This is a genomic window from Burkholderia aenigmatica, assembly GCF_902499175.1.
GTDB lineage: Bacteria > Pseudomonadota > Gammaproteobacteria > Burkholderiales > Burkholderiaceae > Burkholderia > Burkholderia aenigmatica.
The window spans coordinates 51,665-77,439 of the sequence record NZ_CABVQC010000029.1; the positions used below are offsets into that span (position 1 = coordinate 51,665).

The 25,775-nt window shown below is 66.8% G+C and carries 22 protein-coding genes; 10 read left to right on the forward strand and 12 right to left on the reverse strand.

Features of this window, described 5'->3' with window-relative positions; translation table 11 throughout:
• The first annotated feature begins 78 nt into the window (after nt 1-78).
• Complete coding sequence (locus tag BDO18943_RS21335) at nt 79-609, forward strand: DMT family transporter (protein ID WP_089453338.1); 531 nt, start codon at nt 79-81, stop codon at nt 607-609.
• A 40-nt stretch (nt 610-649) separates the two neighbouring features.
• On the opposite strand, the gene BDO18943_RS21340 is transcribed toward BDO18943_RS21335, so the two are convergent.
• Genes BDO18943_RS21340 through BDO18943_RS21360 form a run of 5 tightly spaced genes read right to left on the reverse strand, consistent with a single transcriptional unit; the run spans nt 650 to nt 5,758 of the window.
• Complete coding sequence (locus tag BDO18943_RS21340) at nt 650-1,015, reverse strand: response regulator (RefSeq protein WP_011355572.1); 366 nt, start codon at nt 1,013-1,015, stop codon at nt 650-652.
• Between the two features lie 40 nt (nt 1,016-1,055).
• A complete protein-coding gene (locus BDO18943_RS21345) occupies nt 1,056-2,015 on the reverse strand; it encodes a chemotaxis protein CheX (protein ID WP_175023923.1) in 960 nt (319 codons plus the stop codon).
• A 32-nt stretch (nt 2,016-2,047) separates the two neighbouring features.
• The gene (locus BDO18943_RS21350) at nt 2,048-2,629 is read right to left on the reverse strand and encodes a hypothetical protein (protein WP_175023924.1); all 582 of its coding nucleotides are present in this window, start codon (nt 2,627-2,629) and stop codon (nt 2,048-2,050) included.
• Nucleotides 2,626-3,354: a methyl-accepting chemotaxis protein gene (locus BDO18943_RS21355; protein ID WP_175023957.1), complete on the reverse strand. Its 729-nt coding sequence runs from the start codon at nt 3,352-3,354 to the stop codon at nt 2,626-2,628. The genes BDO18943_RS21350 and BDO18943_RS21355 overlap by 4 nt, the downstream gene beginning before the upstream one ends.
• 22 nt (nt 3,355-3,376) lie before the next feature.
• A complete protein-coding gene (locus BDO18943_RS21360; RefSeq protein WP_175023925.1) occupies nt 3,377-5,758 on the reverse strand; it encodes an MCP four helix bundle domain-containing protein in 2,382 nt (793 codons plus the stop codon).
• A gap of 57 nt (nt 5,759-5,815) precedes the next feature.
• On the opposite strand from BDO18943_RS21360, the gene BDO18943_RS21365 reads away from it, so the two are divergent.
• Nucleotides 5,816-6,055, forward strand: a complete 240-nt coding sequence (locus tag BDO18943_RS21365) for a hypothetical protein (RefSeq protein ID WP_175023926.1) — start codon at nt 5,816-5,818, stop codon at nt 6,053-6,055.
• 158 nt (nt 6,056-6,213) lie between these two features.
• On the opposite strand, the gene BDO18943_RS21370 is transcribed toward BDO18943_RS21365, so the two are convergent.
• Nucleotides 6,214-7,944 carry a cation acetate symporter gene (locus BDO18943_RS21370; protein WP_175023927.1) on the reverse strand — a complete coding sequence of 577 codons (1,731 nt, stop codon included), beginning with the start codon at nt 7,942-7,944 and terminating at the stop codon, nt 6,214-6,216.
• Entirely contained in the window at nt 7,941-8,249 is a 309-nt protein-coding gene (locus BDO18943_RS21375) for a DUF485 domain-containing protein (RefSeq protein ID WP_043179330.1), read from the reverse strand. The genes BDO18943_RS21370 and BDO18943_RS21375 overlap by 4 nt, the downstream gene beginning before the upstream one ends.
• A 686-nt stretch (nt 8,250-8,935) precedes the next feature.
• Here BDO18943_RS21375 and BDO18943_RS21380 point away from each other — a divergent pair.
• Nucleotides 8,936-9,619, forward strand: a complete 684-nt coding sequence (locus tag BDO18943_RS21380; protein WP_175023928.1) for an alpha/beta hydrolase — start codon at nt 8,936-8,938, stop codon at nt 9,617-9,619.
• A gap of 62 nt (nt 9,620-9,681) precedes the next feature.
• Here the strand turns inward: BDO18943_RS21380 and BDO18943_RS21385 are convergent, their stop codons facing one another.
• Together BDO18943_RS21385 and aspA are read right to left on the reverse strand one after the other, a co-directional pair.
• Nucleotides 9,682-11,193, reverse strand: a complete 1,512-nt coding sequence (locus BDO18943_RS21385) for an amino acid permease (protein ID WP_175023929.1) — start codon at nt 11,191-11,193, stop codon at nt 9,682-9,684.
• 107 nt (nt 11,194-11,300) lie between these two features.
• A complete protein-coding gene (gene aspA, locus BDO18943_RS21390) occupies nt 11,301-12,707 on the reverse strand; it encodes an aspartate ammonia-lyase (protein WP_043179337.1) in 1,407 nt (468 codons plus the stop codon).
• A 141-nt stretch (nt 12,708-12,848) separates the two neighbouring features.
• Between aspA and BDO18943_RS21395 the strand changes: the two genes are divergently transcribed.
• Nucleotides 12,849-13,823: a LysR family transcriptional regulator gene (locus tag BDO18943_RS21395; protein ID WP_175023930.1), complete on the forward strand. Its 975-nt coding sequence runs from the start codon at nt 12,849-12,851 to the stop codon at nt 13,821-13,823.
• A 105-nt stretch (nt 13,824-13,928) separates the two neighbouring features.
• Here the strand turns inward: BDO18943_RS21395 and BDO18943_RS21400 are convergent, their stop codons facing one another.
• Nucleotides 13,929-14,993 (reverse strand): asparaginase, encoded by a 1,065-nt coding sequence (locus BDO18943_RS21400; protein ID WP_175023931.1) that lies wholly within the window; start codon nt 14,991-14,993, stop codon nt 13,929-13,931.
• Nucleotides 14,994-15,316: 323 nt separating this feature from the next.
• On the opposite strand from BDO18943_RS21400, the gene BDO18943_RS21405 reads away from it, so the two are divergent.
• Nucleotides 15,317-17,554, forward strand: a complete 2,238-nt coding sequence (locus BDO18943_RS21405) for a TonB-dependent receptor (protein ID WP_175023932.1) — start codon at nt 15,317-15,319, stop codon at nt 17,552-17,554.
• 45 nt (nt 17,555-17,599) lie between these two features.
• On the opposite strand, the gene phnY is transcribed toward BDO18943_RS21405, so the two are convergent.
• Both phnY and BDO18943_RS21415 read right to left on the reverse strand, forming a co-directional pair.
• Nucleotides 17,600-19,054, reverse strand: coding sequence for a phosphonoacetaldehyde dehydrogenase (phnY, locus tag BDO18943_RS21410; RefSeq protein WP_175023933.1), 1,455 nt, complete (start codon nt 19,052-19,054; stop codon nt 17,600-17,602).
• Between the two features lie 44 nt (nt 19,055-19,098).
• Entirely contained in the window at nt 19,099-19,455 is a 357-nt protein-coding gene (locus BDO18943_RS21415; RefSeq protein WP_175023934.1) for a GNAT family N-acetyltransferase, read from the reverse strand.
• A gap of 271 nt (nt 19,456-19,726) precedes the next feature.
• On the opposite strand from BDO18943_RS21415, the gene pdxR reads away from it, so the two are divergent.
• The 5 genes from pdxR to BDO18943_RS21440 all read left to right on the forward strand — a co-directional run bounded on the left by pdxR (nt 19,727) and on the right by BDO18943_RS21440 (nt 25,723).
• Nucleotides 19,727-21,253, forward strand: a complete 1,527-nt coding sequence (gene pdxR / locus BDO18943_RS21420; RefSeq protein WP_175023935.1) for a MocR-like pyridoxine biosynthesis transcription factor PdxR — start codon at nt 19,727-19,729, stop codon at nt 21,251-21,253.
• A 154-nt stretch (nt 21,254-21,407) separates the two neighbouring features.
• The gene (locus BDO18943_RS21425) at nt 21,408-21,809 is read left to right on the forward strand and encodes a nuclear transport factor 2 family protein (protein ID WP_175023936.1); all 402 of its coding nucleotides are present in this window, start codon (nt 21,408-21,410) and stop codon (nt 21,807-21,809) included.
• A gap of 170 nt (nt 21,810-21,979) precedes the next feature.
• Nucleotides 21,980-23,797 carry a sulfoacetaldehyde acetyltransferase gene (xsc, locus tag BDO18943_RS21430; protein ID WP_175023937.1) on the forward strand — a complete coding sequence of 606 codons (1,818 nt, stop codon included), beginning with the start codon at nt 21,980-21,982 and terminating at the stop codon, nt 23,795-23,797.
• 127 nt (nt 23,798-23,924) lie between these two features.
• Nucleotides 23,925-24,959: a phosphate acetyltransferase gene (gene pta, locus BDO18943_RS21435; RefSeq protein ID WP_175023938.1), complete on the forward strand. Its 1,035-nt coding sequence runs from the start codon at nt 23,925-23,927 to the stop codon at nt 24,957-24,959.
• Entirely contained in the window at nt 24,956-25,723 is a 768-nt protein-coding gene (locus tag BDO18943_RS21440) for a sulfite exporter TauE/SafE family protein (RefSeq protein WP_175023939.1), read from the forward strand. Before pta ends, BDO18943_RS21440 begins: the two co-directional genes overlap by 4 nt.
• Nucleotides 25,724-25,775 lie beyond the last annotated feature (52 nt).

Genomic DNA, 25,775 nt, shown 5'->3' on the forward strand with positions numbered 1-25,775 from the left:
AAGCATCCGAAGAACGAATTTCCATTCGTGATCTTAATGGATAACAATCATTTCAACATCCTTTCATCACCGACCAAGATGACGACTTCCCTTTCCTTCGCCACCCTTCCGCTCGCCGCCGCGGCTTTCGTCGCCGGCGCGCTCGTGCCGCTGCAAGGCGGCAGCAATGCCGCGCTCGGGCGCGCGCTCGGCCACCCGCTGTGGGCGAGCGTCGCGTCGTTGACGGTCAGCCTGCTCGCGGTGTTGCCCATGCTGCTGGCCACCCGCGCAAACGCGCCGCTCGTCGGCGACGCGCTGCAGCGCCCGCTGTGGATGTGGCTCGGCGGCCTCGCGGGCGTGATCTACATCACGCTCGCGTTGATCCTGACACCGCGGCTCGGCGCGACGACCTTCATCGTCTGCGTCGTCGCCGGGCAAACGCTCGCGTCGCTGCTGATCGACCACTACGGGCTGATGGGGCTCGCGCAGCGCCTCGCGACACCCGGCCGCATCGCGGGCGTCGCGCTGATCTTCGCGGGGATGATCGTCGTGCAATGGCAGACGCCCGCGCCACGCGCGCCGGCCGCAACCGGCGACGCGGCGGTCGCGCAGCCGGAACCGCAGCGCTGAATGCGCGGGCGGCAGCGGGCGCGCTAAAGCCCGGTGTGCGTCAGCCCGCGAGCTTCTTCAGCGCGTCGAGCACCGCGTCGCCCTTGAACGGCTTCACAATCCAGCCCTTCACGCCGGCGGCCTTGCCGCGCTCCTTCATCGCCGGGCTGCTTTCGGTCGTCAGCATCACGACGTTGACCGTCGAGTTCGCCAGCTCGCCGCGGATCTTCTCGACCATCGTCAGGCCGTCCATGTTCGGCATGTTCACGTCGCTGATCACGAGGCGCACGCCGGGCGTCGCCTTGAGCTTCGCGAGGCCGTCCTTGCCGTCGACGGCCGTCGCGACGTCAAGCCCGTGATTGCGCAGGAAGCCCGCGACCTCGTCGCGCACCGTACCCGAATCGTCGACCACCAGAATCTTTGCCATGTCGTATTCCCCTTCCTTTCCTTGTTGCTGACTTCACTATTCAAAACAGTTCGAGTTCGCCCGATTCGACCATCGGCCCCACGTCCTGCACCGATTCGCGGAAATCCTCCGGCGACCAGCTGAGGCTGAACACGAAACGCTGATCGAGGCAGACGGAGCGCCCCGATGCCGGGTCGGTCATCCGGTACTTGAAGCAGAGCTGCGGACAGTCGCCGCCGAACGAGATGAACTTCTGCTTGTGATTGACGACGAGCGGCACCTGCACCGGATGGCGCGCCAGTGCCTCGGCGTCGCCGAGATAGCGGTTCTTGAACGCGCCCCACACGAGGTTGGTCAGTTCGCCGAGCACGCTGTTCACGTCGCGGAAATCCGGCGCGCGGCCGGCGTCGCGAGTGCCGCCGATCATGTCGAGCAGCGGCTGCTCGCTCGTCTGCAGCAGCATGTAGCCGCGGCACCACGCGCTTTCGAGCGCGATCAGGCTGAACACTTCGCCGAAGATGATCTGGTCGCGCACGATGCACGGCGTTTCGTGCTCGATCGTCATGCCCGGGAACAGGCTGTCGATGCGCGCCTCGGTGATCTCCGAGATGCCGCGCACGAGTGCGTTCGGGTAATCGCGGCCGAACAGGTATTCGTCGATCGCGCGCCTGAGCGGCGTCATGTCGTCCGCGACATAGGCCGCGCACGCGACGCGCGCGAGCGCCTCCGGCAGCCCGTCGCGCGACGCGAGCGATTCGCGGCGCAGGATGATCGGCAGCTCGGGGCGCAGCGCATCGATCTGCGTCGCGATGATCGCGCTCTCGGCCGGTGAGCCGCCGTAATCCTCGGCCAGCAGGATCGCGCCGAGGTCGATGTTCGAGCGCAGCACCTTCAGCAGCCGGTTGCGCCGCACGGTCAGGCCGACCAGGTTGTGCTCGTCGCAGAAACGCTTGATCGCGTCAGCATGCGCGCGACTGTCGTCGAGTACGAGCACCTTGCTGACGGGTTTGTCCAGGGTCATCTCAAGGGTTCCTAATGGTCGATCAGGGTCGGTCAGAACAGTTCGAGCTCGCCGCCGGTATCCACCGTGGCCGTTTCCGGCATATGGAAATCGACCGGCGCGTTCGCGCACACGCACAACGTCGCACCGACCCGCACGTCACCATCTAGCGTCAGGTCGTAGGCGGCCACGTGATTCGGCGCCAGCGCGTGCAGGTAGTCGATGCTCGATCCGCTCAGCAGATAAGGCGTCGACATCCCCAGGTCGGGAAACGGCACGGTCAGCGCCTGGTTGATCGCGCCGCAGCACAGGTTCGCGACTTCCATGAACGCTTCAGGCAGCGGCCGCTGGCTGCTCGTGCCCGCCGTCGCGCCGGCGAAATGACGGCGCGTCGCGTCGTCGTCGCTGAAGCGCAGTGCGAGCAGCAGGCGGAAATGCAGCGCCGAGATCGTCAGCACCGCGACATGCTCGGGCACCTTCGGCTTTGCACGCGACTTCGCATGCGCGTGATCGTGCCCGTCGTGCGCGAGGCCGGCGGACGGCCGGATGTCGCACGCGCCACCGGACGCGAGCCGTGTGTGCGCCGCGTCGAAGAAGATCCGTTCGAAGCCGGCTTTCGCCTGCGCGCTGATCACGCCGCGCCTCCTTCGATCCGCGCGTGCAGTTGCCCGGCCAGCGTCTCGACGGTCGCGAGCGCGGCCGTGATCATCTTGCCGCCGGCCTGGATGTCCTGGAACGTCGCGGCCGTCACGAGATCGTTGCGGTTCAGGCTGTCGCGATAGCTGTTCGACAGTTGCTGCGAGCGCGCGGCCAGCCCGCGCACCTCGCTCGCGACGATCGAGAAGCCGCGCCCGGCCGTGCCGGCGCGCGCGGCCTCGATCGACGCGTTCAGCGACACGATCGACACGTGCGCGACGATCGCCGACAGCTCCTGGTTCTTCGTGCGCATGTCCTGGTTCTGCGTGGTCAGCGAGATCATCTGCTCGTGCCAGCGCTCGAAGGTGCCCGCGAGCCCGCGCAAGCGCGCGGCTTCGTCGGCGATCTTCATCGCGTGCTGCGCGAGCGCCGTTCGATCGGCCGACAGCGCCTGCATGGCGTCGCGCTGCGTGCCGGCGGCGGACGTCTCGCGCGCCAGCGCATCCTCGAGCTGCACCTCGCGCTGCGCCCATGCGTCGGCCGCCTCGGCGTGCGCCGACGCCGCGTCGGCGACGCGCGCATCGGCTGCGTCGAGCGCGCCGCGCAACTGTTTCGTATCGCGTTCAAGTGCCGCGACGAGCCGCTTGCGCGTCACGCGAAACACGACCGCCGCCACGATTGCGACGACGGCACCGCCCGCCAGGGCGGCGGCCATCTGGATCATCCACGCCTGCACGATCACGTCGTCACTCCGCCGCGCCGATATCCGCGCTGCGCGCACGCTCGTGCGCGACGCCCTGCGCAGCAGCGTCGGCCGCGAAGCGGGCCGGCAACGACACGATCGTCTCGAACGCGCGATACGGCGCACCGACGCGATCGTCGGTGAAGCGCAGCGCGATATCGCCGCCATCGCGCTTCAGGAAGTTGCGCACTGCGTCCATGCCGACGCCGCGCCCCGACACTTCGGTCACGGCACTCGCGGTCGAGAAACCCGGCCGGAAGATCAGCTCGGCTACCTCGTCATCGGACAGCGCCGCATCGTGGTCGGCGTCGATCCAGCCGCGCTCGCGCGCGATGCCGCGAATCCGGTCGAGTGCGAGGCCGCGGCCGTCGTCGCTCAGCACGAACCACAGCTCGCCGCCGCCCACGCCAACGGCGATGTCGATCGTGCCGGATGCCGCCTTGCCGGCTGCGCGACGCTCGTCCGACGATTCGATCCCGTGGTCCATCGAATTGCGCAGCAGGTGCATGAATACGTTCTTCAGCGTCGCGGCGATTTCGCTGCGCACGCGGTGGCCGTGGCTGTCGATATGCACGACGGGTGCCGGCTTGCCGAGTTCGGCCGCGAGCGACGGCAGCGACTCGATCACGCCGCCGAGCGCATCGCCGATGCCCTGCGTGCCGAGCTGGCCCAGCATGCGGCGCACGGCGTCGCGCGCCGCGTGCCAGTCGGCCGCGTTCGCCGGATCGGCGCCGTCGAGCACACGCAGGCTCTCGCTGATGTGCGCACGTTCGACCATCAGGAAATCGGCACCCTGCACCGGTTCGCCGCTGCGGCCGAGCGTGACCGCGTTGATCGTCGCGTAGTGTTCGACGGCCTCGCGCACGCGCGCCAGGTCGTCCATCAGCGCATCGCGGTTCCACTCAGGGCCGCCGTCCGCGCGGCGCAGCGAGTCGTAGGCCTGCTCCGCTTCGTGGACGATGTTCGTCAGGTGCTGGAGGCTGTACGTGCGCGCATTGCCCTTGATCGTGTGCATGTTGCGGAACAGCGCCGCGACGATCGAGTGATCGGCGCGCTCGTGCTGGCGAATCATCCGCTCGTTCTCGCTGAGGAAGCCCTTCGCGCTGTGCACGAAGTCGTGGAACTTGTCCTGGCTGATCGACAAAATCTCGCCGATCATTTCGAGGCGGCGCTGCTGCTCGCCGGCCTGCGCGGTCAGCTCGCGAATCTCGGTCACGTCGCGCACGCACAGCATCAGGCGCACGACCGTATCGGTCTCGTCGGTGATCGCCGACCAGCTCAGGTCGAGCCACTTCTCGCGGCCGTCCGGCATCCGCTTCGCGACTTCGTTCACCAGCAGGTGCTCGTTGAACGCGAAGTTCATGCTGTCTTCGCCGAGGCACGCGTGCACGGCCGCGTCGACCTGCGAGCGTGCATCGGAGCCGATGTTCGAATCGTCGAACACGAGCGCCATCAGGTCGCGGCCCGCGATGTCGTTCGTCTCGAAGATGGTTTCGAGGTACGCGGAATACTCCGCATGCACGACGCCGCCTTCAACGACCGTCAGGATCCCCTGCTGCATGTTCTGCAGCATCGCCTGGATGTCGGCCGTCTTCTGCTTGAGCTGCGCCGCATTCTCCTGGATCTTCTCGATCATCCCGTTGAACGCGACGATCGAATGGCCGATTTCGTCCATCCGGCCCACCGGCACGCGGCGCGTGAAATCCTGGCTCGTCGCGATCTCGCTCATCGCCGTCTGCATCCCGCTCAGCGGGCGCGTGATCTGGCGATACAGCAGCAGGCCGAGCGCGGTCAGCAGCACGATCACCGTGCCGGCGACGCCCGCGATCGCGGTCGCCGTCGTCGACAGCATCCCGTTCAGCGCATTGATCGCGTCGTCCTTCTGGCGGTTCTTCTCGACGCGCAGCGTGTCGACGATGCTTTCGAGTTCATCGCGATACTGCGCGACGTTCGCGAACAGGTACGCCTGCGCCATCTCGGGCTTGCCGTCGGCCTTCATCTTCACGGTGTCGTCGATCGCCGCGAAGTAGTTCGTGGCGCTGTCCTTCGCCTGCGAGACAAGCCCGACCTGCGCCTGCCCGACCGCCGACTTCGCCTGCACGTCGAGTGCGGCGCGCAGCGCGGCCTGCTTCGCCTTCAGCTCGTCGCGCGCCTGCGCGGCGGTATTTGCGTCGGGCGCGTAGATGAGCGTCATCGTCGCGATCTGGATGTTCTTCACATCGGCGACGAGATCCGCCGACGCGAGCGCGCTCGGCACGATTCCCTGGGTGACCTGACGCACCTCGGACGCGCTCTTGCGCGTCTGGTACACGGCATAGATGCCGATCGCGGACAGCGCGAAGAACGTCAGGACGACTAGCAGCGTAATGCGATGACGAATGGTCATGAGTACAGCTCCCCGCAGCGATCCGGCTTCGACCGCCGTTTGGTCTATTGAAAGAATGTGAGCGCCGAATTATCGGGGATGGTGTATGACGCTCCGATGACCGGAAATCAATCGTTCATTGATAAAAATGAAATGAACAATTGTGACGAAAGAGCCCTAAAGTATTGCCAGAATCTGCCGTTAACCTCCTGCCACAAGGCTTCGATCGGCACTACGGCGCAGGCGGAAAATCCGGGATTCGGATATTTTATTTTTATTTATTTAATCCGCGGATTAGCTGCAATCGGGCTTTCGTAAAACGTTTGCGCATTATCGGCGAATCCAGTCGAATTCGCGATTTTTTATTGCCGGCGAGTCATTCGACGGACGGATGAAAACGATGCCGCCCGCCCCGGGGCCGACGAGCGACGATAAATCGCATCGTCGGCCCCGGGGCGGGCGTGACCGGCTACCGCTCAGTGGCTGCTGGCGCGCGTCGCCCCCAGCCCCGTTTCCGAACGCACCTGCTGCGCGGCGAACGCGCCCTTCTCCGCGTTCGCGCGCAGGCTCGTGTCGAGTACCGAGAACAGCCACACGCCCACGAAGCCGATCGTCATCGAGAACAACGCAGGCGACGTGTACGGGAACCATGCCGAACCCTTCGGATAACCGAGCGTCGCCTCCCACACCGACGGCGACACGATGGTCAGCCCCACCGACGAGACCAGCCCCAGGAACCCGCCGATGACCGCGCCACGCGTGGTGCAGCCCTTCCACATCATCGACAGGAACAGCACCGGGAAATTGGCCGACGCCGCCACCGCGAACGCCAGCGACACCATGAACGCGACGTTCTGCTTCTCGAACGCGATGCCCAGCAACACGGCGATCACGCCGAGCACCAGCGTCGTGATGCGCGACACCTTCAGCTCGTCCGCACTGTTCGCGTTGCCGTTCTTGAAGACCGTGGCATAGAGGTCGTGCGACACCGCGGACGCGCCCGACAGCGTGAGCCCGGCGACCACCGCCAGAATCGTCGCGAAGGCCACGGCCGAGATGAAGCCGTAGAACACGTCGCCGCCCACCGTCTTGGCCACCAGCACCGCGGCCATGTTGGCCGTGCCCGCGCCGCCCTTGATCACGCCCTTGGCCACGTCGGACAGTTCCGGATTGGTCAGCACCAGCGTGATCGCGCCGAAACCGATGATGAAGATCAGCACGTAGAAGTAGCCGATCCAGGTGGTGGCCCAGAACACGGACTTACGCGCTTCCTTCGCATCCGGCACCGTGAAGAAGCGCATCAGGATGTGCGGCAGGCCGGCAGTGCCGAACATCAGCGCCATGCCGAACGAAATGGCCGAGATCGGATCCTTGATGAACCCGCCCGGCGACATCACCGACAGCCCGATCCGGGTCGCGTCGTCCGGCGACTTGCCGGCGTTCGCGGCGATCGCGGTCTTGACTTCCACGGCATGGGCGAACAGCGCCTCCGGGCTGAAGCCGTACTGCGCGAGCACCATGATCGCCATGAACGTCACGCCCGCGAGCAGCATGCACGCCTTGATGATCTGCACCCACGTGGTGGCGGTCATGCCGCCGAACAGCACGTAGACCATCATCAGCGCACCGACGATGACGACGGCCACCCAGTAGTCGAGACCGAACAGCAGTTTGATGAGCTGCCCCGCGCCCACCATCTGCGCGATCAGGTAGAACGCCACCACCACCAGCGTGCCGACCGCGGCGAAACTGCGGATCGGCCCCTGTTCGAAGCGGTAGCCCGCGACGTCGGCGAAGGTGAACTTGCCGAGGTTGCGCAGCCGCTCGGCCATCAGGAACGTGATGACCGGCCAGCCGACCAGGAAGCCGATCGAGTAGATCAGGCCGTCGTAACCCGACGTCATCACCGCCGCGGAAATGCCGAGGAAGGAGGCCGCCGACATGTAGTCGCCCGAGATCGCCAGGCCGTTCTGAAAACCGGTAATGCCGCCGCCGGCCGTGTAGAAATCCGCGGCGGAACGCGTGCGCGCCGCCGCCCACTTGGTGATCCACAACGTCCCTGCCACGAACAGCGCGAACAGGACGATGGCCGTGGTGTTGGTCGCCTGCTTGGCGGTCTGCCCGACATCGCCGCCGCCCGCGACGGCCACGCCGCACACGCCCGCCGCCAGCAGCGCAACCAGCGTCATCGAAAGTGTCTTCTTCATTGGGCGACGTCCTGCAGGATGTCCTGCGTCAGTTGATCGTATTCGTTGTTCGCGCGGCGCACGTAGATACCGGTGATGACGACGGTGAACACGATCACCGCCATGCCGACCGGTACGCCGACACTCGTCACGCCGGTGCTCACGGGCTTCGCGAGGAACGACTTGTCGAATGCGATCAGGGCGATATAGCCGTAGTACACGATCAGCATCAGCACGGTCAGGCAGATACCGAGCGTGTTGCGTCGTCGCTTGAGCTGCGCATACTTCGGATGCGCTTCGATTTTTTTTACCAACCCATCATGCATCGCCTGTCTCCTGGTTTGCTCTTGAATGAGTCCGGCGATTCTGAACAGCGAAGCTGACTGCGTGCTTACTCGATCTTTCGTGGGCGCACTATGGTTTTCCCTAGCGGCACGGGACGCTGTGGCGCTGTCGCACGCGAGACGCTCGATGCGTGTATGCGGCCCTGCGCGGAGCGCGCCGTAACGTCGACGCCGTTTCAGCGCAGCGATGCGGGTTAGTCAGGACGCAATTTTTCGATCGTCCTCGATAAACGGCTATTCCTGCGCAGCGCCGCTCACTCACGTCGATCGAGCCGATGGAGGGGGATGGGCGTAGCGGAGACACCGCATCCGCGCGGCAACGATGCGCACGCTCGCCGGCGGCGAAGCGTCGACGGATCTTTTGCAACGACAGCCATCAGCGAAAAGCGCCGCTGTCAGTCAGCTTGCTTCCGACGCTCGTCGTGATGCAGCTTGATATGACGGCCCGGCTCCGGATCCTGTCGGCACCCTCCGCAGGCGGTGGCATGGCCGTGGTTCGATCGAAGATGGCAAGCCCGGGCGCTGCGACAGCACCGCCGGCGCCCGCATGACGGGTGCGCGGCATCGAATTCATTCCAGACAGGAAACAATCAATCGCACGCCGGCGATTCACGTCCCCGTCCGCACGCTCTAGACTGTCGCATCGCTCCCCTTTCCGGACCCACGCAATGACCGACGTCCTGCCGCTGACCACCGATCCCGAGTCGGGCCTCCAGTACCGGCTGCGCCCGGCCACCGGCCGCCCCGTTGCCCGCCTGTTGCTGCTGCATGGCGTCGGCGGCAACGAGACCAATCTGCTGAACCTGACCGACGTCATCGATCCGCGCATCGAGATCGCGTTCCTGCGCGCCCCGCTCACGTTCGGGCCCAACCAGCACGCGTGGTTTCCGGTGCGCTTCGGCCCGAACGGCCCCGAAATCGACGCGGCCCGCGCCGACGCCAGCCGCCTCAAGCTGATCACGCTGCTACGTGCCTTCCGCGCGCGGGACGGTGCGGGCGCCGAGTTGCCGACCGTGATCGCCGGCTTCAGCCAGGGCGGCATCATGAGCGCGAGCGTCGGGCTCACGTCGCCGGGCGATGTCGCCGCGTTCGCCGTGCTGTGCGGGCGCATCCTGCCCGAAATCGATCCGCTGGTCGCGCCGCGCGATGCGCTTCGCCCGCTCCATGCGCTGATCATGCACGGCCGCTTCGACGACAAGCTGCCCGTCGCGTGGGCCGACACCGCCGACGCGAAACTCGCAGCGCTCGGCGTCGCGCACGACACGCGGCTGTACAACGCCGGCCACGAGCTGACCGACGAAATGGCCGGCGATTTCGGCCGATGGGTCGGCGAACGCACCGGGTTGAACTGACTGTCACGGGGCGCCGGGGCGCTCGCTCGCGAACGAGCCGGCGCGCCCGGCGCGTACCCTCTTCAGGCGCCCCGAGCCGGATCGGCGACGGCGCGCGTGGCCGCAGACGCAAGCGCATCCGCCGCCTGCTCCCGCGCGGCACCGCGCTTCGCCAGCTTCCAGCCGACCACCAGCGCGAGCACGACGACCGGAATCGTTGCGATGGTCCACGTGCCGCCCGGATAGTCGAATGCCATCAGCACCAGCACGCCGACGAGGAAGGCCAGCGTGAGCCACGACGTGAACGGCGCGCCGGGCATCCGGAACGACACGGCCTTCAGCTCGCCGCGATCGACCGCGCGACGGAACAGGATCTGGCACATCACGATGAAACCCCATGTCGTGATGATCCCGAGCGACGCCATGTTCAGCACGATCTCGAACGCCTGGGCCGGCACGATGTAGTTCAGCGGCACGCCGATCGCATTGATCGCGACCGTGATCAGGATCCCGCCGTACGGCACGCCGCGCGCGTTCATCCGCGACACGAAGCGCGGCGCCGAGCCGCCCATCGCGAGCGAGCGCAACACGCGCCCGGTCGAATAGAGGCCGGAGTTCAGGCTCGACAGCGCGGCGGTCAGCACCACGACGTTCATCACGGTGCCGACGTACGGCACGCCGAGCTTGCTGAAGAACGTCACGAACGGGCTTTCGTGCGCGCTGTATGCGGTCCACGGCAGCAGCATCGTCAACAGCACGACCGAGCCGACGTAGAACAGCGCAATGCGCCACATCACACTGTTGATGGCTTTCGGCAAGACCTTGCGCGCATCGGCGGTCTCGCCCGCCGCGACGCCGACGAGCTCGATGCTCGCGTACGCGAACACGACGCCCTGCACGATCAGCACGGCCGGCAGGATGCCGTGCGGAAAGATCCCGCCGTGATCCGCGACCAGGTGAAGCCCCGGCATCTGGCCGGCGACCGGATGGCCGCTCGCGAGGAACACGGCGCCGACCGCGAGGAACACCGCGAGCGTCCCCACCTTGACGATCGAGAACCAGAATTCCATCTCGCCGAACACCTTCACGCCGATCATGTTCATCACCGACACGATCCCGAGCGCGCCGAGCGCGAACACCCACTGCGGCACGTCGGTGAACACGGCCCAGTACTTCATGTAGATCGCGACTGCGGTGATGTCGACGATGCCGGTCGTCGCCCAGTTCAGGTAGTACATCCAGCCCGCGACGAACGACGCGCGCTCGCCCATGAACTCGCGTGCGTACGACACGAAGCTACCGCTGGTCGGCCGGTGCATCACGAGCTCGCCGAGCGCGCGCATGATCAGGAATGCGAACACGCCGCAGACGAGATACACGAGCGCGAGCGCGGGCCCCGCGTGCTGCAGGCGCCCACCCGCCCCGAGAAAGAGGCCGGTGCCGATCGCACCGCCCATCGCGATCATCTGCACGTGCCTCGGCTTCAACTGCTTCGCATAGCCGGCTTCGTGCGACGCGAACATCGCATCGGGGTCGGCATGACGGGAATCCGCGCCGCCGGCCGGATCGGCCGGGCGCTCGCTGCTGTGTTTCATCGTGAGTCTCCGTTGTTTCTTGATGTGCCGCGCCCCGCGCAGGGGGCGCGTCTGGATCTATCGCGCGCGGGCCGCCGGCAGCCTGTGCCGGTGCCGCGCAGCCGGCGTCAAAGCACGCGCGGCCGGATCAGCGCTTCGGGCTGCAGCGCCTCTTCGACCTGCGCGTCGGTCATCCACGCGCGCTCCAGCACGACCTCGCGGATCGACTTGCCGGTCGCGTGCGCTTCGGCCGCCACGGCGGTCGCGCGCTTGTAGCCGATGTACGGGTTCAGCGCGGTCGCGAGCGCGACCGAGCGCTCCATCGTTTCGCGCAGCCGCTCCGGATTCGCGGTGATCCCGCTCACGCACCGCTGCGCGAGCGTCGTACACGCGGCCGTCAGATGGCTGAAGCTGCGGAACAGCGCGCTGGCGATCACCGGCTCGAACGCGTTGAGCTGAAGCTGCCCGGCTTCGGCCGCGAAGGTCACGGTCAGGTCGTTGCCGATCACCTCGAACGCGACCTGGTTGACGACTTCCGGGATCACCGGATTCACCTTGCCGGGCATGATCGACGACCCCGCCTGCACGGCTGGCAGGTTGATCTCGCCGAACCCCGCGCGCGGGCCGCTCGACAGCAGCCGCAGGTCGTTGCAGATCTTCGACAGCTTGACCGCGATGCGCTTGAGCACGCCCGACACCTGCACGAACGCGCCGCAATCCTGCGTCGCTTCGATCAGGTTCGGCGCGGTGCTCAGGTCGAGCCCGGTAATGCGCCGCAGCGCCACCAGCGCCTTCTCCGCATACTCCGGATGCGCGGTGATCCCGGTGCCGATCGCGGTCGCGCCGAGGTTGATCTCGCGAATCAGCCAGCCGGCTTCCTGCAGGCGCGCAATGTCTTCCGTCAGCATCACCGCGTAGGTCGAGAATTCCTGGCCGAGCGTCATCGGCACCGCGTCCTGCAACTGCGTGCGGCCGAGCTTCAGCAGACCGGCGAACGCGTCGGCCCGCTCCGCGAACGCGTCGCGCAGGCGCGCCATCGCTTCGATCAGGTGCTCGACCGCGAAGCAGGTCGCGACCCGGATCGCGGTCGGATAGACGTCGTTGGTGCTCTGCGCGAGGTTGACGTGCTCGTTCGGATGCAGGTACTCGTACTGCCCGCGTGCGTGCCCCATGATTTCGAGTGCGCGGTTGCAGATCACCTCGTTCGCGTTCATGTTGGTCGACGTGCCGGCCCCGCCCTGGATGATGTCGACGACGAACTGGTCGTGCAGACGCCCTTCGCGGATCTCGACGCACGCCGCGGCGATCGCATCGCGGTACGGCCGCGGCAGCAGCCCGAGCTCGCAGTTCGCGTCGGCCGCGGCCTCCTTCACGGCGGCGAGCGCCATCACGAGATACGGCAGCGACGCAATGGTGCGGCCCGAAATGTCGAAATTCTCTTTCGCGCGCAGCGTATGGACGCCGTAGTACGCCTCGTCCGGAATACTTCGTTTACCTAAAAGATCCGCTTCGACGCGGAAGCCGTTTTCTGTCATCGTGCCCTCCTGAGTGTCTCGTGCCGCTCGTCGTTCGCCGCTTCCCGACGCGACGGGTTCGCATTCTATGCCTTTGCAAAAACAAGCTCGCTTCTGTATTATCGAAAGCGGTTTTGCGTGGGACGCAACAGCGAGAATTGAATGAAAAAAGGCGCGAGAGAAACCGGCATCGATCACCTGGGCGCGATGCGCGCGTTCGTGAGAGTGGTCGAAACGGGGAGTTTTTCGGCGGTCGCGAAGGAGATGCACGTGTCGACGTCGACCGTCGCGCGCAAGGTCACGGCGATCGAGGAGGCACTCGGCGTCGCGCTGCTGCACCGCTCGACGCACAGCGTGACGCTCACCGAAGCCGGCCATATCTACCTGGAGCGCGCCGTCACGCTGATCGCCGATCTCGACGACACCTTGCGCGTCGTCGCCGAACTGAATGCGCAGCCGAGCGGCCCGCTGAAGCTCACCGCGCCGGTGGCATTCGGCCGCCGCCATCTCGCGCCGCTGGTCGCGCCGTTTCTCGCGCGCTACCCGACGATCCAGCTCGACGTGAGGCTCACCGACAACCACAACGATCTCGTGGCCGGCGGCTTCGATCTCGACATTCACGAAGGCGAGAACTACCTGGACAACCTCGTCGTGCACCGCCTGTCGCGCAACGACAGCATCCTGTGCGCGACGCCCGGCTATCTCGACCGCTGCGGGCGCCCGTCCACGCCGGACGACCTCAGGCAGCACAACTGCCTGCGCTACGTGCATCCCGAAGGCGATCCGCGCTGGGATCTCGTGAACGGCGACGCGCATCACAGCCTGCTGCCGGCCGGCAACCTCGTCACCGACCATTCGGAGCTGCTGCTCGAAGCGACCTCCGCGGGGCTCGGCATCGCGGAGTTCGAGATCTGGCTGGTGCGCGACCTGCTCGCGAGCGGCCGGCTCGAAGCCGTGCTGCCGCGCTACCGGCTGCAGAACCGGCTGACAGGCGAATACATCTACATCGCGTATCTGGCGAACCGGCGCAGCTCGGCGAAGCTGCGCGTACTGAAGGACTTTCTCGCGGAACACCTCGCGCATATCGGCGAGCTGTCGGAGCTGGAACTGACGAAGATTCGCGGCGCGAGCGCGTAGCGCCCGCGCCTGCATTCACGCTCGCGTCGGCCGGCACGCCGGCACGTGCGCGCCTCGGCGCATGGCCCGGGTCGCAGGCCCGCAGCAGTAGCGCATCCGCGCCGTTCAGGCCGGCTGCAACTCGAACGGGAACGTGGCGTGCCCGATCTCGACGCCCTGCGTGTTGAGCATCCGCGGCCGATGGAAGCCGGCCAGTTGTGCGCGCTGCGCGGCCGTGCCGATCTGCAGCCGCTCGAGCAGTTCGCTGACGACCATGTAGAGCACGTCGAGATTGCCATCCTCGATCTTCACCGAGATGCCGAGCGCGCCGTCGGCGCCCAGCTCCCGCGTGCGCGCCGACGCCCGCACGCCGATTCCGTAGCACGCATCGGCGCCGAGCTTGCCGACCACCTGCCCGTCGAACGCATTCATCAGCACCGTGCAATAGCGCCCGTCGCCGGCAACCAGTTCCGGATAGGCGGTCATCGCACGATGAATGCGCGCCAGCGCGCGCACACGATCGGTGACAGCGCCACCGCTCGCCTCCACCGTATCCGCCCCGTCGGCCAGCGATGCGTAGAGGCGTGCCAGCCGATCCAGCGAAAACGCCGGCGTCGGCAGGTTGCACCCGTCGATGCCCCAGTCGACCTCGTCGTCGCGCAGCCCGCACGCATCGGCCACCACGTGCTTCACGCGCACCTGCATCGGATGCTCGGGCAGATGGTAATCGGCGATCGCGGCGCCGATCGCCTGCGCGCCGGCCAGCATCCCGACGTGCTTGCCCGAACAGTTGCTGCACACGCCGGTCGGCGTGTAGTCGCGCTTGATCCACGACCGGTACACCGCGTCCGACAACGGCGGATGGCCGCCGCAACGCAAGTCCGATTCGTGTGCGGCGACTTTGGCGAGCATCGCGCGCGTGCGTTCGATATGCCGGTCCTCGCTGCTGTGCGACGCGCACATCAGCGCGATGTCCGCATCGTCGAAGCCGAAGCGCTCGGGCGCGCCCGTCTCGATCACCGACAACGCCTGGGCCGGCTTGGCCGCCGAGCGCGCGAGCGTCATCCGGAACGGATCGCCGAACCGGGCCAGCAGCCCGCCGCGGGCATCGACCACCGCCACATGGGCAAGGTGCGTGTTCTCGATCGCATCGCCGCGGTACGTGACGACTGCTGCGCGTTGGGTGTCCATCGTGTGTTGTCTCCTTGCTTGGGGCCTGCTTGCCGGGGCCCGTCCAACCGGTACGGCAGTGTATCGAGTCGCCGCCGCCGCGCGCCGGTCAGGTCATGGAAAGCCGTGTTGCACGCGACGCAAAGGCAATCGCGCCCCCACGAAAACCTGACCGTATTAGTACAAAAACCATTCAATCGTTTACATATTTGGTGCTAATCCGTACAATTGCGATAGTTAACGCGAATCATACGCATTTACATTGACGTTTCCGATGCCCCTCGCCTGCCCGGCCGGCATCGAGAAAACGCACCCGTTCACCGAATCTTCCGTTGCTTCCCGATATGCCCGCCCAGTTCAAAACGAGGCCTCGCGCCCTCGTATCGGCGCTGACCTGCTCCGTGTTCCTGACGCCGCTGCTCGCTTCCGCCGAAACCGCCCCTGCTCCCGCCGCCGCCGACCAGCCGGCCCCGTCCGCCGACGTGCCGGCGACGCTGCCGACGATCGCGGTCCAGTCGTCCGCGCTGTCGGACATGCAGGTGAAGCGCTCGCCGTCGTACAAGTTCACCGCGCCGCTGCTCGATACGCCGCGCTCGGTCACGGTGATCCCCGAGCAACTGATCAAGGAAAAGAACGTCACGTCGTTCGCGGACGCGCTGCGCTCGGTACCGGGCATCACGTTCCTCGGCGGCGATGCGGCCGCGAACCCGTCGGCCGATCGCCCGGTAATCCGCGGCTTCGAATCGCGCAACTCGATCTTCGTCGACGGCATGCGCGACTCGGGGCTGCAGAACCGCGAGACCTTCGCGGTCGAGCAGATCAGCGTGATCAAGGGCCCCGATTCGGTCTACGCGGGCCGCGGCTCGGTGGGCGGCAGCATCGACATCGTCACGAAGACGCCGAAGAACGACGACTTCATCAACAGCAGCATCGGCTTCGGCACCGACGGTTACAAACGCGCGACGGTCGACGCGAACCGCAAGATCAACGACACGACGGCCGTGCGCCTGAACGTGATGGGCCACGACGCGAACCAGGCCGGCCGCAACGACGTGTACAACAAGCGCTGGGGCGTCGCGCCGTCGATCGTGTTCGGGCTGAACACGCCGACCACGGTCACGGTCAGCTACTACCACATGAACTCGTACGACATGCCGGACTTCAGCGTGCCGTTCCGTTCGACGGGCGGCACGCCGGTGCCGACCGATCGCGGGCAGTTCTTCGGGCTGAACACGCGCGACTACCGCTACGGGCAGACCGACACCGCCCAGGTGCGGGTCGAGCACAAGATCAACGACGACTGGAAACTGAAGAACACGACGATGTTCGGCCGCTCGACGCTCGACTACGTCGCGACGAATCCGCAGATCCTCGCGTCGAACCCGAACATGCTGGGCCTGCAGGCGAAGAGCGGCAAGTACGCGCTCAACGGCTTCTCGAACCAGACCGAAGTGACCGGCAGCGCCAGCCTGTTCGGCATGAAGCACACGATGACGGCCGGCGTCGAGTTCAGCCATGAACAGGCGCGCTACGAGGGCTACCTCGTGTCGGATTCGGCCGGCAATAACATCCGCTCGGGCGGCCCCTGCTCGGTGGCCGGCAACTGCACGCCGCTCGCGGGCGGCTGGAACCCGAACATGCCGTGGACCGGCAGCGTCGTGCTGAACGGCGACAAGGGCTTCCCCGGCCCGACGACGAACACGCGCACCGACACGGTGTCCGCGTACATCTTCGATACCGTGAAGCTGTCGGAGCGCTGGCAGTTCAACACGGGGCTGCGCTTCGACCGCTACGACACGACCGGCAAGCAGGCCGGCGTGGCCGACCTGTCGAACACGTCGAACCTGTTCAGCTACCAGTTCGGCCTCGTGTTCAAGCCGGTGACCAACGTGAGCCTGTATGCGTCGTACGGCACGTCGTCGAACCCGCCGGGGTCGAACGGCGGCCTCGGCGGCGGCACCGACCAGATCACTGCGACGAACCAGGACCTCGCCCCCGAGCGCTCGCGCAACATCGAGATCGGCGCGAAGTGGGACGTGCTGCAGGACCAGCTGTCGCTGACGTCGGCACTGTTCCAGACCGAGAAGACCAACGCGCGTGTCAGCGACGGCCTCGGTCACACGGTCAACGCGGGCAAGCAGCGCGTGCGCGGCTTCGAATTCGGTTTCGCGGGCAACCTGACGCGGAAGTGGCACGTGTTCGGCGGCTACTCGTACCTGAACGCGATCACGACCGACGCGGGCCCCGGCAGCCCGGGCGCATCGGGCCTGCCGATGGTGATGGTGCCGAAGCACAACTTCACGCTGTGGACGAGCTACGACGTGATGCCGAAGCTCACGCTCGGCGCCGGTGCGACGGTGATGAGCCAGACCTATGCGTCGGTATCCGCGACGACGAAGAAATGGACGCCCGGCTACGCGCGCTTCGACGCGGCCGCAACGTGGCGCGTGAACAAGACGATGGACGTTCAACTGAACGTGCAGAACCTGTTCGACAAGAAGTATTACGCGAGCGCGTATCCGATCTACGCAACATGGGCGCCGGGCCGCTCGGCCATGGTCACGCTCAACTTCTATCAGTAACGCTATTGGCGGCGGGAGGGCGTGGCACGCCCCTCCCCGCCTCGCTCACCACGGCAGCGAATACGTCTTCACGTTCGTGAAGCTCTTCATCGCTTCCTGCACGCCCTCCTTGTACCCCAGCCCCGAATCCTTCATGCCGCCGAACGGCGTCACTTCGAGCCGGTAGCCTGGTACTTCGCGCACGTTCACGCTGCCGACTTCCAGCTCGGTGATGAAGCGCGTAATGTTGTCGAAGCGGTTCGTGCAGACCGACGACGACAGCGCATAGTCGGTACTGTTCGACATCCGGATCGCTTCGTCGATGTCGCGGAAACGCATGATCGGCGAAACCGGGCCGAACGTCTCGTACTTCACGAGCGGCATGTCGGGTGTCACGCGATCGATCACCGTCGGCGAATACAGCGCGCCGTCGCGGACGTTGCCGACCAGCAGCCGCGCACCGCGCGCGATCGCGTCGTTCACCTGCTGCTCGCAGAACTTCGCGGCTGCCTCGTCGATCACCGTGCCCATGTCGACCGACGGATCGGCCGGATTGCCGTACGACCACGCACGCGTCTTCTCGACCACCAGCTCCGTGAAGCGATCGGCCACCGACTCGTGCACGAGCATCCGTTTGATCGCGGTGCAGCGCTGCCCCGAGTTCTTGTACGAACCCGACACCGCGAGCGTGCTCGCTTCGTCGAGATCGGCGTCTTCCATCACGATGATCGGATCGTTGCCGCCAAGCTCGAGCACCGCGCGCCGGTAGCCCATCCGCGACGCGATCGACTTGCCGATCGATACGCCGCCGGTGAACGTGATGAGGTCGATCGCCGGGTTCGTGATCAGCTCGTCGGCAATCTCCTTCGGGTCGCCGGTGAGCACCTGCAGCATCTGCGGCGGCAGGCCGGCTTCGTACAGGATGTCCGCGAACAGGTAGCACGACAGCGGCACCTTCTCCGACGGCTTCACGACGATCCGGTTGTTGGTCGCGACCGATGGCACGATCTTGTGCGCGACCTGGTTCATCGGGTGGTTGAACGGCGTGATCGCCGAGATCACGCCGAGCAGCGGGTCGCGCTGCGTGTACACGCGGCGCTTCTTGCCGTGCGGTGTCAGGTCGCACGAGAAGATCTGCCCGTCGTCCTTCAGCACTTCACCGGCGCCGAACGTCAGCACGTCGGCGACGCGGCCGGCCTCATACGTCGAATCCTTGATGCACAACCCTGCCTCGGCCGTGATCAGCGCTGCAATCTCGGCCGTGCGCGAGCGCACGATATCGGCCGCGCGGCGCAGGATCGCCGCGCGATCGTGGCGCGTGAGCGTCGGCCGGTACGCACGTGCGGTCGCGAACGCGCGCCGCACGTCGTCCAGCGTCGCCTTCGGCACAGTGCCGACCAGCGAGCCGTCGTACGGGTTGCGCACGTCGATCACTGCGTCGCGCCACACGCGCTGCCCGTCGATGCGCAACGCTTCGTGCCGCACGTCGGATGCGGGAATCGGCTTCAGGACCGTGCTCATGTCGTCTCCGTCTTGATGCAGCGTGATCGTGGCCACGCTTTCGGTTACCGCAGCGCGGCCTGGCGCACCACGATCAATCCTTCGTATTCGAGGCAGCGGCACAGCGTCGACCACGCCGGCGTATCGGGCCATTCACGCGCGCCGGCGTCGATGCGAATCGGCTGCCCGAATTCGCGCGACGCGCACGCCAGCAGCGTGTGCGCGATGCCGCTGCGCCGGTACGCAGGTTCGACGTATAGCCGCGTGAGCGACGGCGATCGCACGGCATCGCCACCGTCGTCGTCGAGGTCGAGTGCTCCGATCGCCTCGTCGTCGCGATACGCGACTGCTGTCGCACGTGCATCGTCGAACACGATGCGGATCACGCGCTCGCGGCGATCCCTGAACACGACGACGTGCATGGCGTCTCCCTCCTTTGCATCACGCTGCAGGCGAACGCGATACGCGCACGCCCTCCTGCGCCCGCGTACCGGGGAGTTATCCGGATCGTCCGGGCGCGACGAGTTGAGTATCGTCTTGCCACGTCGGCGCGCAGTAGTGCCAGACGACACATTTCATTGAGTCCACATCCGCGGCGCGACGCGCGTATTCTCGCGACACCGCGCCTCTCGCGGGCCACGTGCACACCACGTGCACCGCCTCGCGTTTCCCGTACCGATCACAGGAGGAAGCATGTCGAGTCGTACCCCGACCGCCTTATGGGCCCAGCAGTTCCGGCGGTCGTCGGCGTCGAGCCTGCAAGACCAGATCCGGCGGATGCTCGTGGCCGCGATCCTCGACGGCCAGCTCGCCCCCGATGCCGCGTTGCCGTCGAGCCGCGAGCTCGCCGACCAGCTCGGCGTCGCACGCAACACCGTCGTGCTCGCGTACCAGATGCTCGTCGAGGAGGGCTACCTGATCTCGCGCGAACGCAGCGGGCACTTCGTGAACCCGAAGATGCTCGAAGGCGTGCCCGGCTTCGCGTTGGTCCGGGCCGGCACCGTGCCCGCCGGTGGCGACGACGTGCCCGGACGCCCCGCCTGGGAGAAACGCATCACGCATCCGCCGTCGAGGCAGCGCAACATCGTGAAGCCCGCGAACTGGCAGCACTACGAATTTCCGTTCATCTACGGGCAGTTCGACCAATCGCTGTTTCCGACCAACGACTGGCGCGAATGCTGCCTGAAGGCGCTGTCGGTGATGGAGATCCGCAACTGGGCGCCCGACCTGATCGAACGCGACGACGAATCGCTGATCCAGCAGATCCGCACGCGCGTGCTGCCGCGGCGCGGCGTGTTCGCGATGCCCGACGAGATCGTCGTCACGAACGGCTGCCAGCAGGCGCTGTACCTGATCGCGGACCTGCTGTGCGGCAAGCACACGACGGTCGGTTTCGAGAACCCCGGCTATCCGGACGCGCGCAACATCTTCGAGAACCGCAACGCGCGGCTGCTGCCGCTGCCGGTCGACGGCCACGGCATCGCACCCGACTCGCTCGGCGATACGCTCGCGCGCTGCGACTACGTGTACGTGACGCCGAGCCACCAGTGCCCGACCACCGCGACGATGCCGATCGAACGCCGCCGCGCGCTGCTCGATTACGCGCAGCAGCACGATTTCGTGATCATCGAGGACGACTACGAGAGCGAAAACACGTTCTCGGGCACGCCGCATCCGGCGTTGAAGAGCCTCGACACGGCCGACCGCGTGATCTATGTCGGCAGCCTGTCGAAGACGTTCGCGCCGGGGCTGCGGCTCGGCTACGTGGTCGGGCCGCGCGAGCTGATCCGCGAGTTGCGCGCGCTGCGGCGGCTGATGGTGCGCCATCCGGTTGCGTATATCCAGCGGGCGTTCGCGACCTTTCTCGCGCTCGGCCATCACGACGCGCTGCTGCGCCGGCTCGCGCATGCGTACAGCGAGCGCTCGCAGGCGTTGATGGCCGCGCTCGATGCGCATCTGCCGGAAGCGCGGTACGTGCGGGTGACGGGCGGCGCATCGTGCTGGGTCGAGGGGCCGCCGTGGCTCGATGCTGCTCGGCTCGCAGTAGACGCGCAGGAGGCCGGCATTCTGATCGAGCCGGGCGGCGTGTTCTTCATGAACGACGACAGCAATGCGCGTCGATACTTCCGGATGGGGTTTTCCGCGATCCCGCTCGAGCGGATCGAGCCGGGGGTGCGGGCGCTCGCGCAATGCGTGCGGGCGCAGAAACCGAGCGCCTGAACGCGTCGCGCCAGCCGGTCACGCACCCTGGCCCAACCGAATCCTCCCGACTGGCGCTACCGCCAAAAACGAGCGCTCACTAACGTGTCGATACCGTGTGCCGCATGCGCGCCAGCGCCTTGCGCACCGCCCACCATTCGACAGGAGACACGTTATGGCAGACACGCTCACCGCCGCCCCCGTCACGGCCGCCACGCTCGCGGCATTTTCCGACGCATTCAACCGGCACGACGCCAACGCGTTGATGGGCTTCATGACCGAGGACTGCGTATTCGACGCGGCCGGCGGCCCCGACATCCACGGCACGCGCTTCGTCGGCCGCGACGCGGTACGCGCCGCGTTCGAAGCCGTGTTCAAGACCTTCCCCGACGCGCACTGGGGTCACGGCCGCCACACCGTCACGGGCGAGCGCGGCGTCTCCGAGTGGGTGTTCACCGGCACGCACGCCGAAGGCTGGCGCATCGAGGCCGAAGGCTGCGACCTGTTCGAATTCCGCGACGGACTGATCGCCGTCAAGCGCGCCTTCCGCAAGGAACGGCCGAAACAGCCGGCCTGAGCGCGCACCTCGCGCGCTACCCGGGCCACCGCCCCTGACCGCATTTTGAAACGAATCATTTCATTTCATTCCACATTCCCCGCCAGCGGGCGGAATGACTTGACCGGCTTTCCCCAGCAAATAGCATCTGGAACAAGACGTTCCGTTAATTGAACAATCGGAGACAACCCATGAACGAACAATCCACTTCCCTGCGTGCATCGGCGAACGGTCCGCAGGACATGACGCCGTCCGAAGCCTTCGTCGAGACCCTCGCGGCCAACGGCGTGACCGACATGTTCGGCATCATGGGCTCCGCGTTCATGGATGCGATGGACATCTTCGCGCCGGCCGGCATCCGGCTGATCCCGGTCGTGCACGAACAGGGCGCGGGCCACATGGCCGACGGTTATGCGCGCGTGTCGGGCCGCCACGGCGTCGTGATCGGCCAGAACGGCCCCGGCATCAGCAACTGCGTGACCGCGATCGCGGCCGCGTACTGGGCACATAGCCCGGTCGTGATCGTCACGCCGGAAGCCGGCACGATGGGCATCGGCCTTGGCGGCTTCCAGGAAGCGAACCAGCTGCCGATGTTCCAGGAATTCACGAAGTACCAGGGCCACGTCACGCACCCGGCGCGGATGGCCGAATTCACCGCGCGCTGCTTCGACCGCGCGCAGGCCGAGATGGGTCCGACGCAACTGAACATCCCGCGCGACTACTTCTACGGCAAGGTCAAGGTCGAGATTCCGCAACCGCGCCGGCTCGACCGCGGCGCCGGCGGCGAACAGAGCCTGGACGACGCGGCCGCACTGATCGCGCAGGCGAAGTTCCCGGTGATCATCTCGGGCGGCGGTGTCGTGATGGCCGACGCGATCGAGGAATGCAAGGCGCTCGCCGAACGGCTCGGCGCGCCGGTCGTCAACAGCTACCTGCACAACGACTCGTTCCCGGCGAACCATCCGCTGTGGTGCGGCCCGCTCGGCTACCAGGGCTCGAAGGCCGCGATGAAGCTGCTGTCGCGCGCCGACGTCGTGATCGCGCTGGGCTCGCGCCTCGGGCCGTTCGGCACGCTGCCGCAGCACGGGATGGACTACTGGCCGAAGGACGCGAAGATCATCCAGATCGACGCCGACCACAAGATGCTCGGCCTCGTGAAGAAGATCTCGGTCGGCATCTGCGGCGATGCGAAGGCCGCGGCGATCGCGCTCACGCAACGCCTCGAAGGCCGCACGCTCGCGTGCGACGGCTCGCGCGGCGATCGCGCTGACCAGATCGCGACCGAGAAGGCTGCGTGGGAAAAGGAACTCGACGACTGGACGCACGAGCGCGACGCGTACAGCCTCGACATGATCGAGGAGCAGAAGCACGAGAAGCCGTTCAGCGGCGGCCAGTATCTGCATCCGCGCCAGGTGCTGCGCGAGCTCGAGAAGGCGATGCCCGACGACGTGATGGTGTCGACCGACATCGGCAACATCAACTCGGTCGCGAACAGCTACCTGCGCTTCAACAAGCCGCGCAGCTTCTTCGCGGCGATGAGCTGGGGCAACTGCGGCTATGCGTTCCCGACGATCATCGGCGCGAAGGTCGCCGCACCGCACCGCCCGGCCGTGTCGTATGCGGGCGATGGCGCGTGGGGCATGAGCCTGATGGAAACGATGACCTGCGTGCGCCACAACATCCCGGTGACGGCCGTTGTGTTCCACAACCGCCAGTGGGGTGCGGAGAAGAAGAACCAGGTCGACTTCTACAACCGCCGCTTCGTCGCAGGTGAACTCGACAACCAGAGCTTCGCGGCGATCGCGCGAGCGATGGGTGCCGAAGGGATCACGGTCGACCGCCTCGAAGACGTCGGCCCGGCGCTCAAGCGCGCCATCGACATGCAGATGAACGAAGGCAAGACGACGATCATCGAGATCATGTGCACGCGTGAACTCGGCGATCCGTTCCGTCGCGATGCGCTGTCGAAGCCGGTTCGCATGCTCGACAAGTACAAGGACTACGTGTAACGCCGCGTCGCTGACGCACCCGTTGCCGGTCGCGCGCCCCTCTCGCGCGACCGGCCTTCCGGCCGGACGCCGTGCCCCGTGCGGGCCGCCGCATCCGGCCGTTTTTCCTTTCCTACCCGAGCGAACGATGAAAGCCCTCGACCGCATTCTCGACTCCGCGCGCCGCCAGCCGATGCGCATCGCGCTGTGCGAAGCCGACGATCCGCGCGTGCTGCAGGCCGCTGCACGCGCAACACGCGACGGCATCGCCCGCATCGTGCTCGTCGGCAACCGTGCGGCGATCCACGCGGCGGCCGCGCGCGACGCGATCGATCTTGACGGCATGACGCTCGTCGATCCGGCCACCGCTCCGCAACGCGATGCCTATGCCGACACGCTGCATGCGCTGCGCAAGAGCAAGGGCATGACGGCCGATGCCGCGCGCGACGCGGTACTCGACCCGCTCTGCCACGCGAACCTGATGGTGCGGCTCGGCGATGCGGACGGCTCGGTCGCGGGCGCCGTGCATGCGACGGCCGACGTCGTGCGCGCAGCGATCCAGCTGATCGGTGTCGATCCCGCGTTCCGGATCGTGTCGAGCTTCTTCCTGATGATGCTGTGCGAACCGTTTCACACGATCAAGGGTGGACTGATCTTCTCCGACTGCGCGCTGGTCGTCGATCCGGATGCCGATCAGCTCGCCGAGATCGCGATGGCCGCCGCCGACAGCGCGCGCGCGCTGCTCGGCGAGGAGCCGCGTGTCGCGATGCTGTCGTTCTCGACGAGCGGCAGCGCGCATCACGCGGCGGTCGACAAGGTGACCGCCGCGACCGCGCAGGTGCGCGAACGGCGCCCCGCGCTCGCGATCGACGGCGACGTGCAGCTCGACGCGGCGATCGTCGCGGAAATCGCCGAGCGCAAGATCGCGCACTCGCAGGTGGGCGGCCACGCGAACGTACTCGTGTTCCCGAGCCTCGAAGCCGGCAACATCGGCTACAAGCTCGCCGAGCGGATCGGCCGCGCGAAGGCCGTCGGCCCGCTGCTGCAGGGGCTGCGCCGGCCCGCGAACGACCTGTCGCGCGGCTGCAGCGCCGACGACGTGTATCACGTGATCGCGGCGACCACCGTGCAGGCGCAGGCGGCCGCGCAGCGCGCCGCGACCGGCGAGGCCGCACACGCATGACAGCCGACAAACTCGCGATCCTGATCGCGGTGATCGGCGCCGGCAGCTATTTCCAGACCGTCACCGGCTTCGGGCTCGGGATGATCGTGATGGGCGCGACGAGCGGCTTCGGGCTCGCGCCGCTCGCCACCGTCGCGACGCTGATGAGCGTCGTGTCGCTCGCGAACGGCGCGACCGCGCTGCCTGGCCGGCTGCATCACATCGACTGGCGCGCGGTGGGTGCGGCGACGCTCGGCATCCTGCCGTCGGTCGTCGCGGGCGTGCTGCTGCTCGAATGCCTGAGCCGCTCGGCGGCCGACCTGCTGCAGCTCATTCTCGGCGTGGTCGTGCTGTACGGCGGCCTGAGCGCGGCGCTGCGCCCGGCACCGCTCACCGAGCGCTCGGACAACCGCAGCTTCTTCGTCAGCGGCCTGTTCGGCGGCTTGCTGAGCGGGATGTTCGGCGTGTCGGGCCCGCCGCTGATCTTCCAGTTCTACCGGCAGCCGCTGACGCTCGTGCAGATCCGCTGCGCGCTGATCGTGCTGTTCACGACGACCTCGGCCACGCGCGTGCTGTACAGCGCATGCGAAGGCCAGCTCGATCGCGACATCTGGGTGCTGGCCGCGATCGCGACGCCTGTTGTGATGCTGACGACGGTCGCCGCGCGTCACTACCCGCCGCCGCTGTCGCCGGTCGCGTTGCGCCGGCTCGCGTTCGGTGTGTTGATGGCGATCGGCATCGGGTTGATTGCGACGTCGCTGCCGCCGCTGCTGCATCGCGCTTGATGTCGCGCGGCGTGCGCCGCGTCGACCCACCCTGTTCCCGGCAATCGATTCG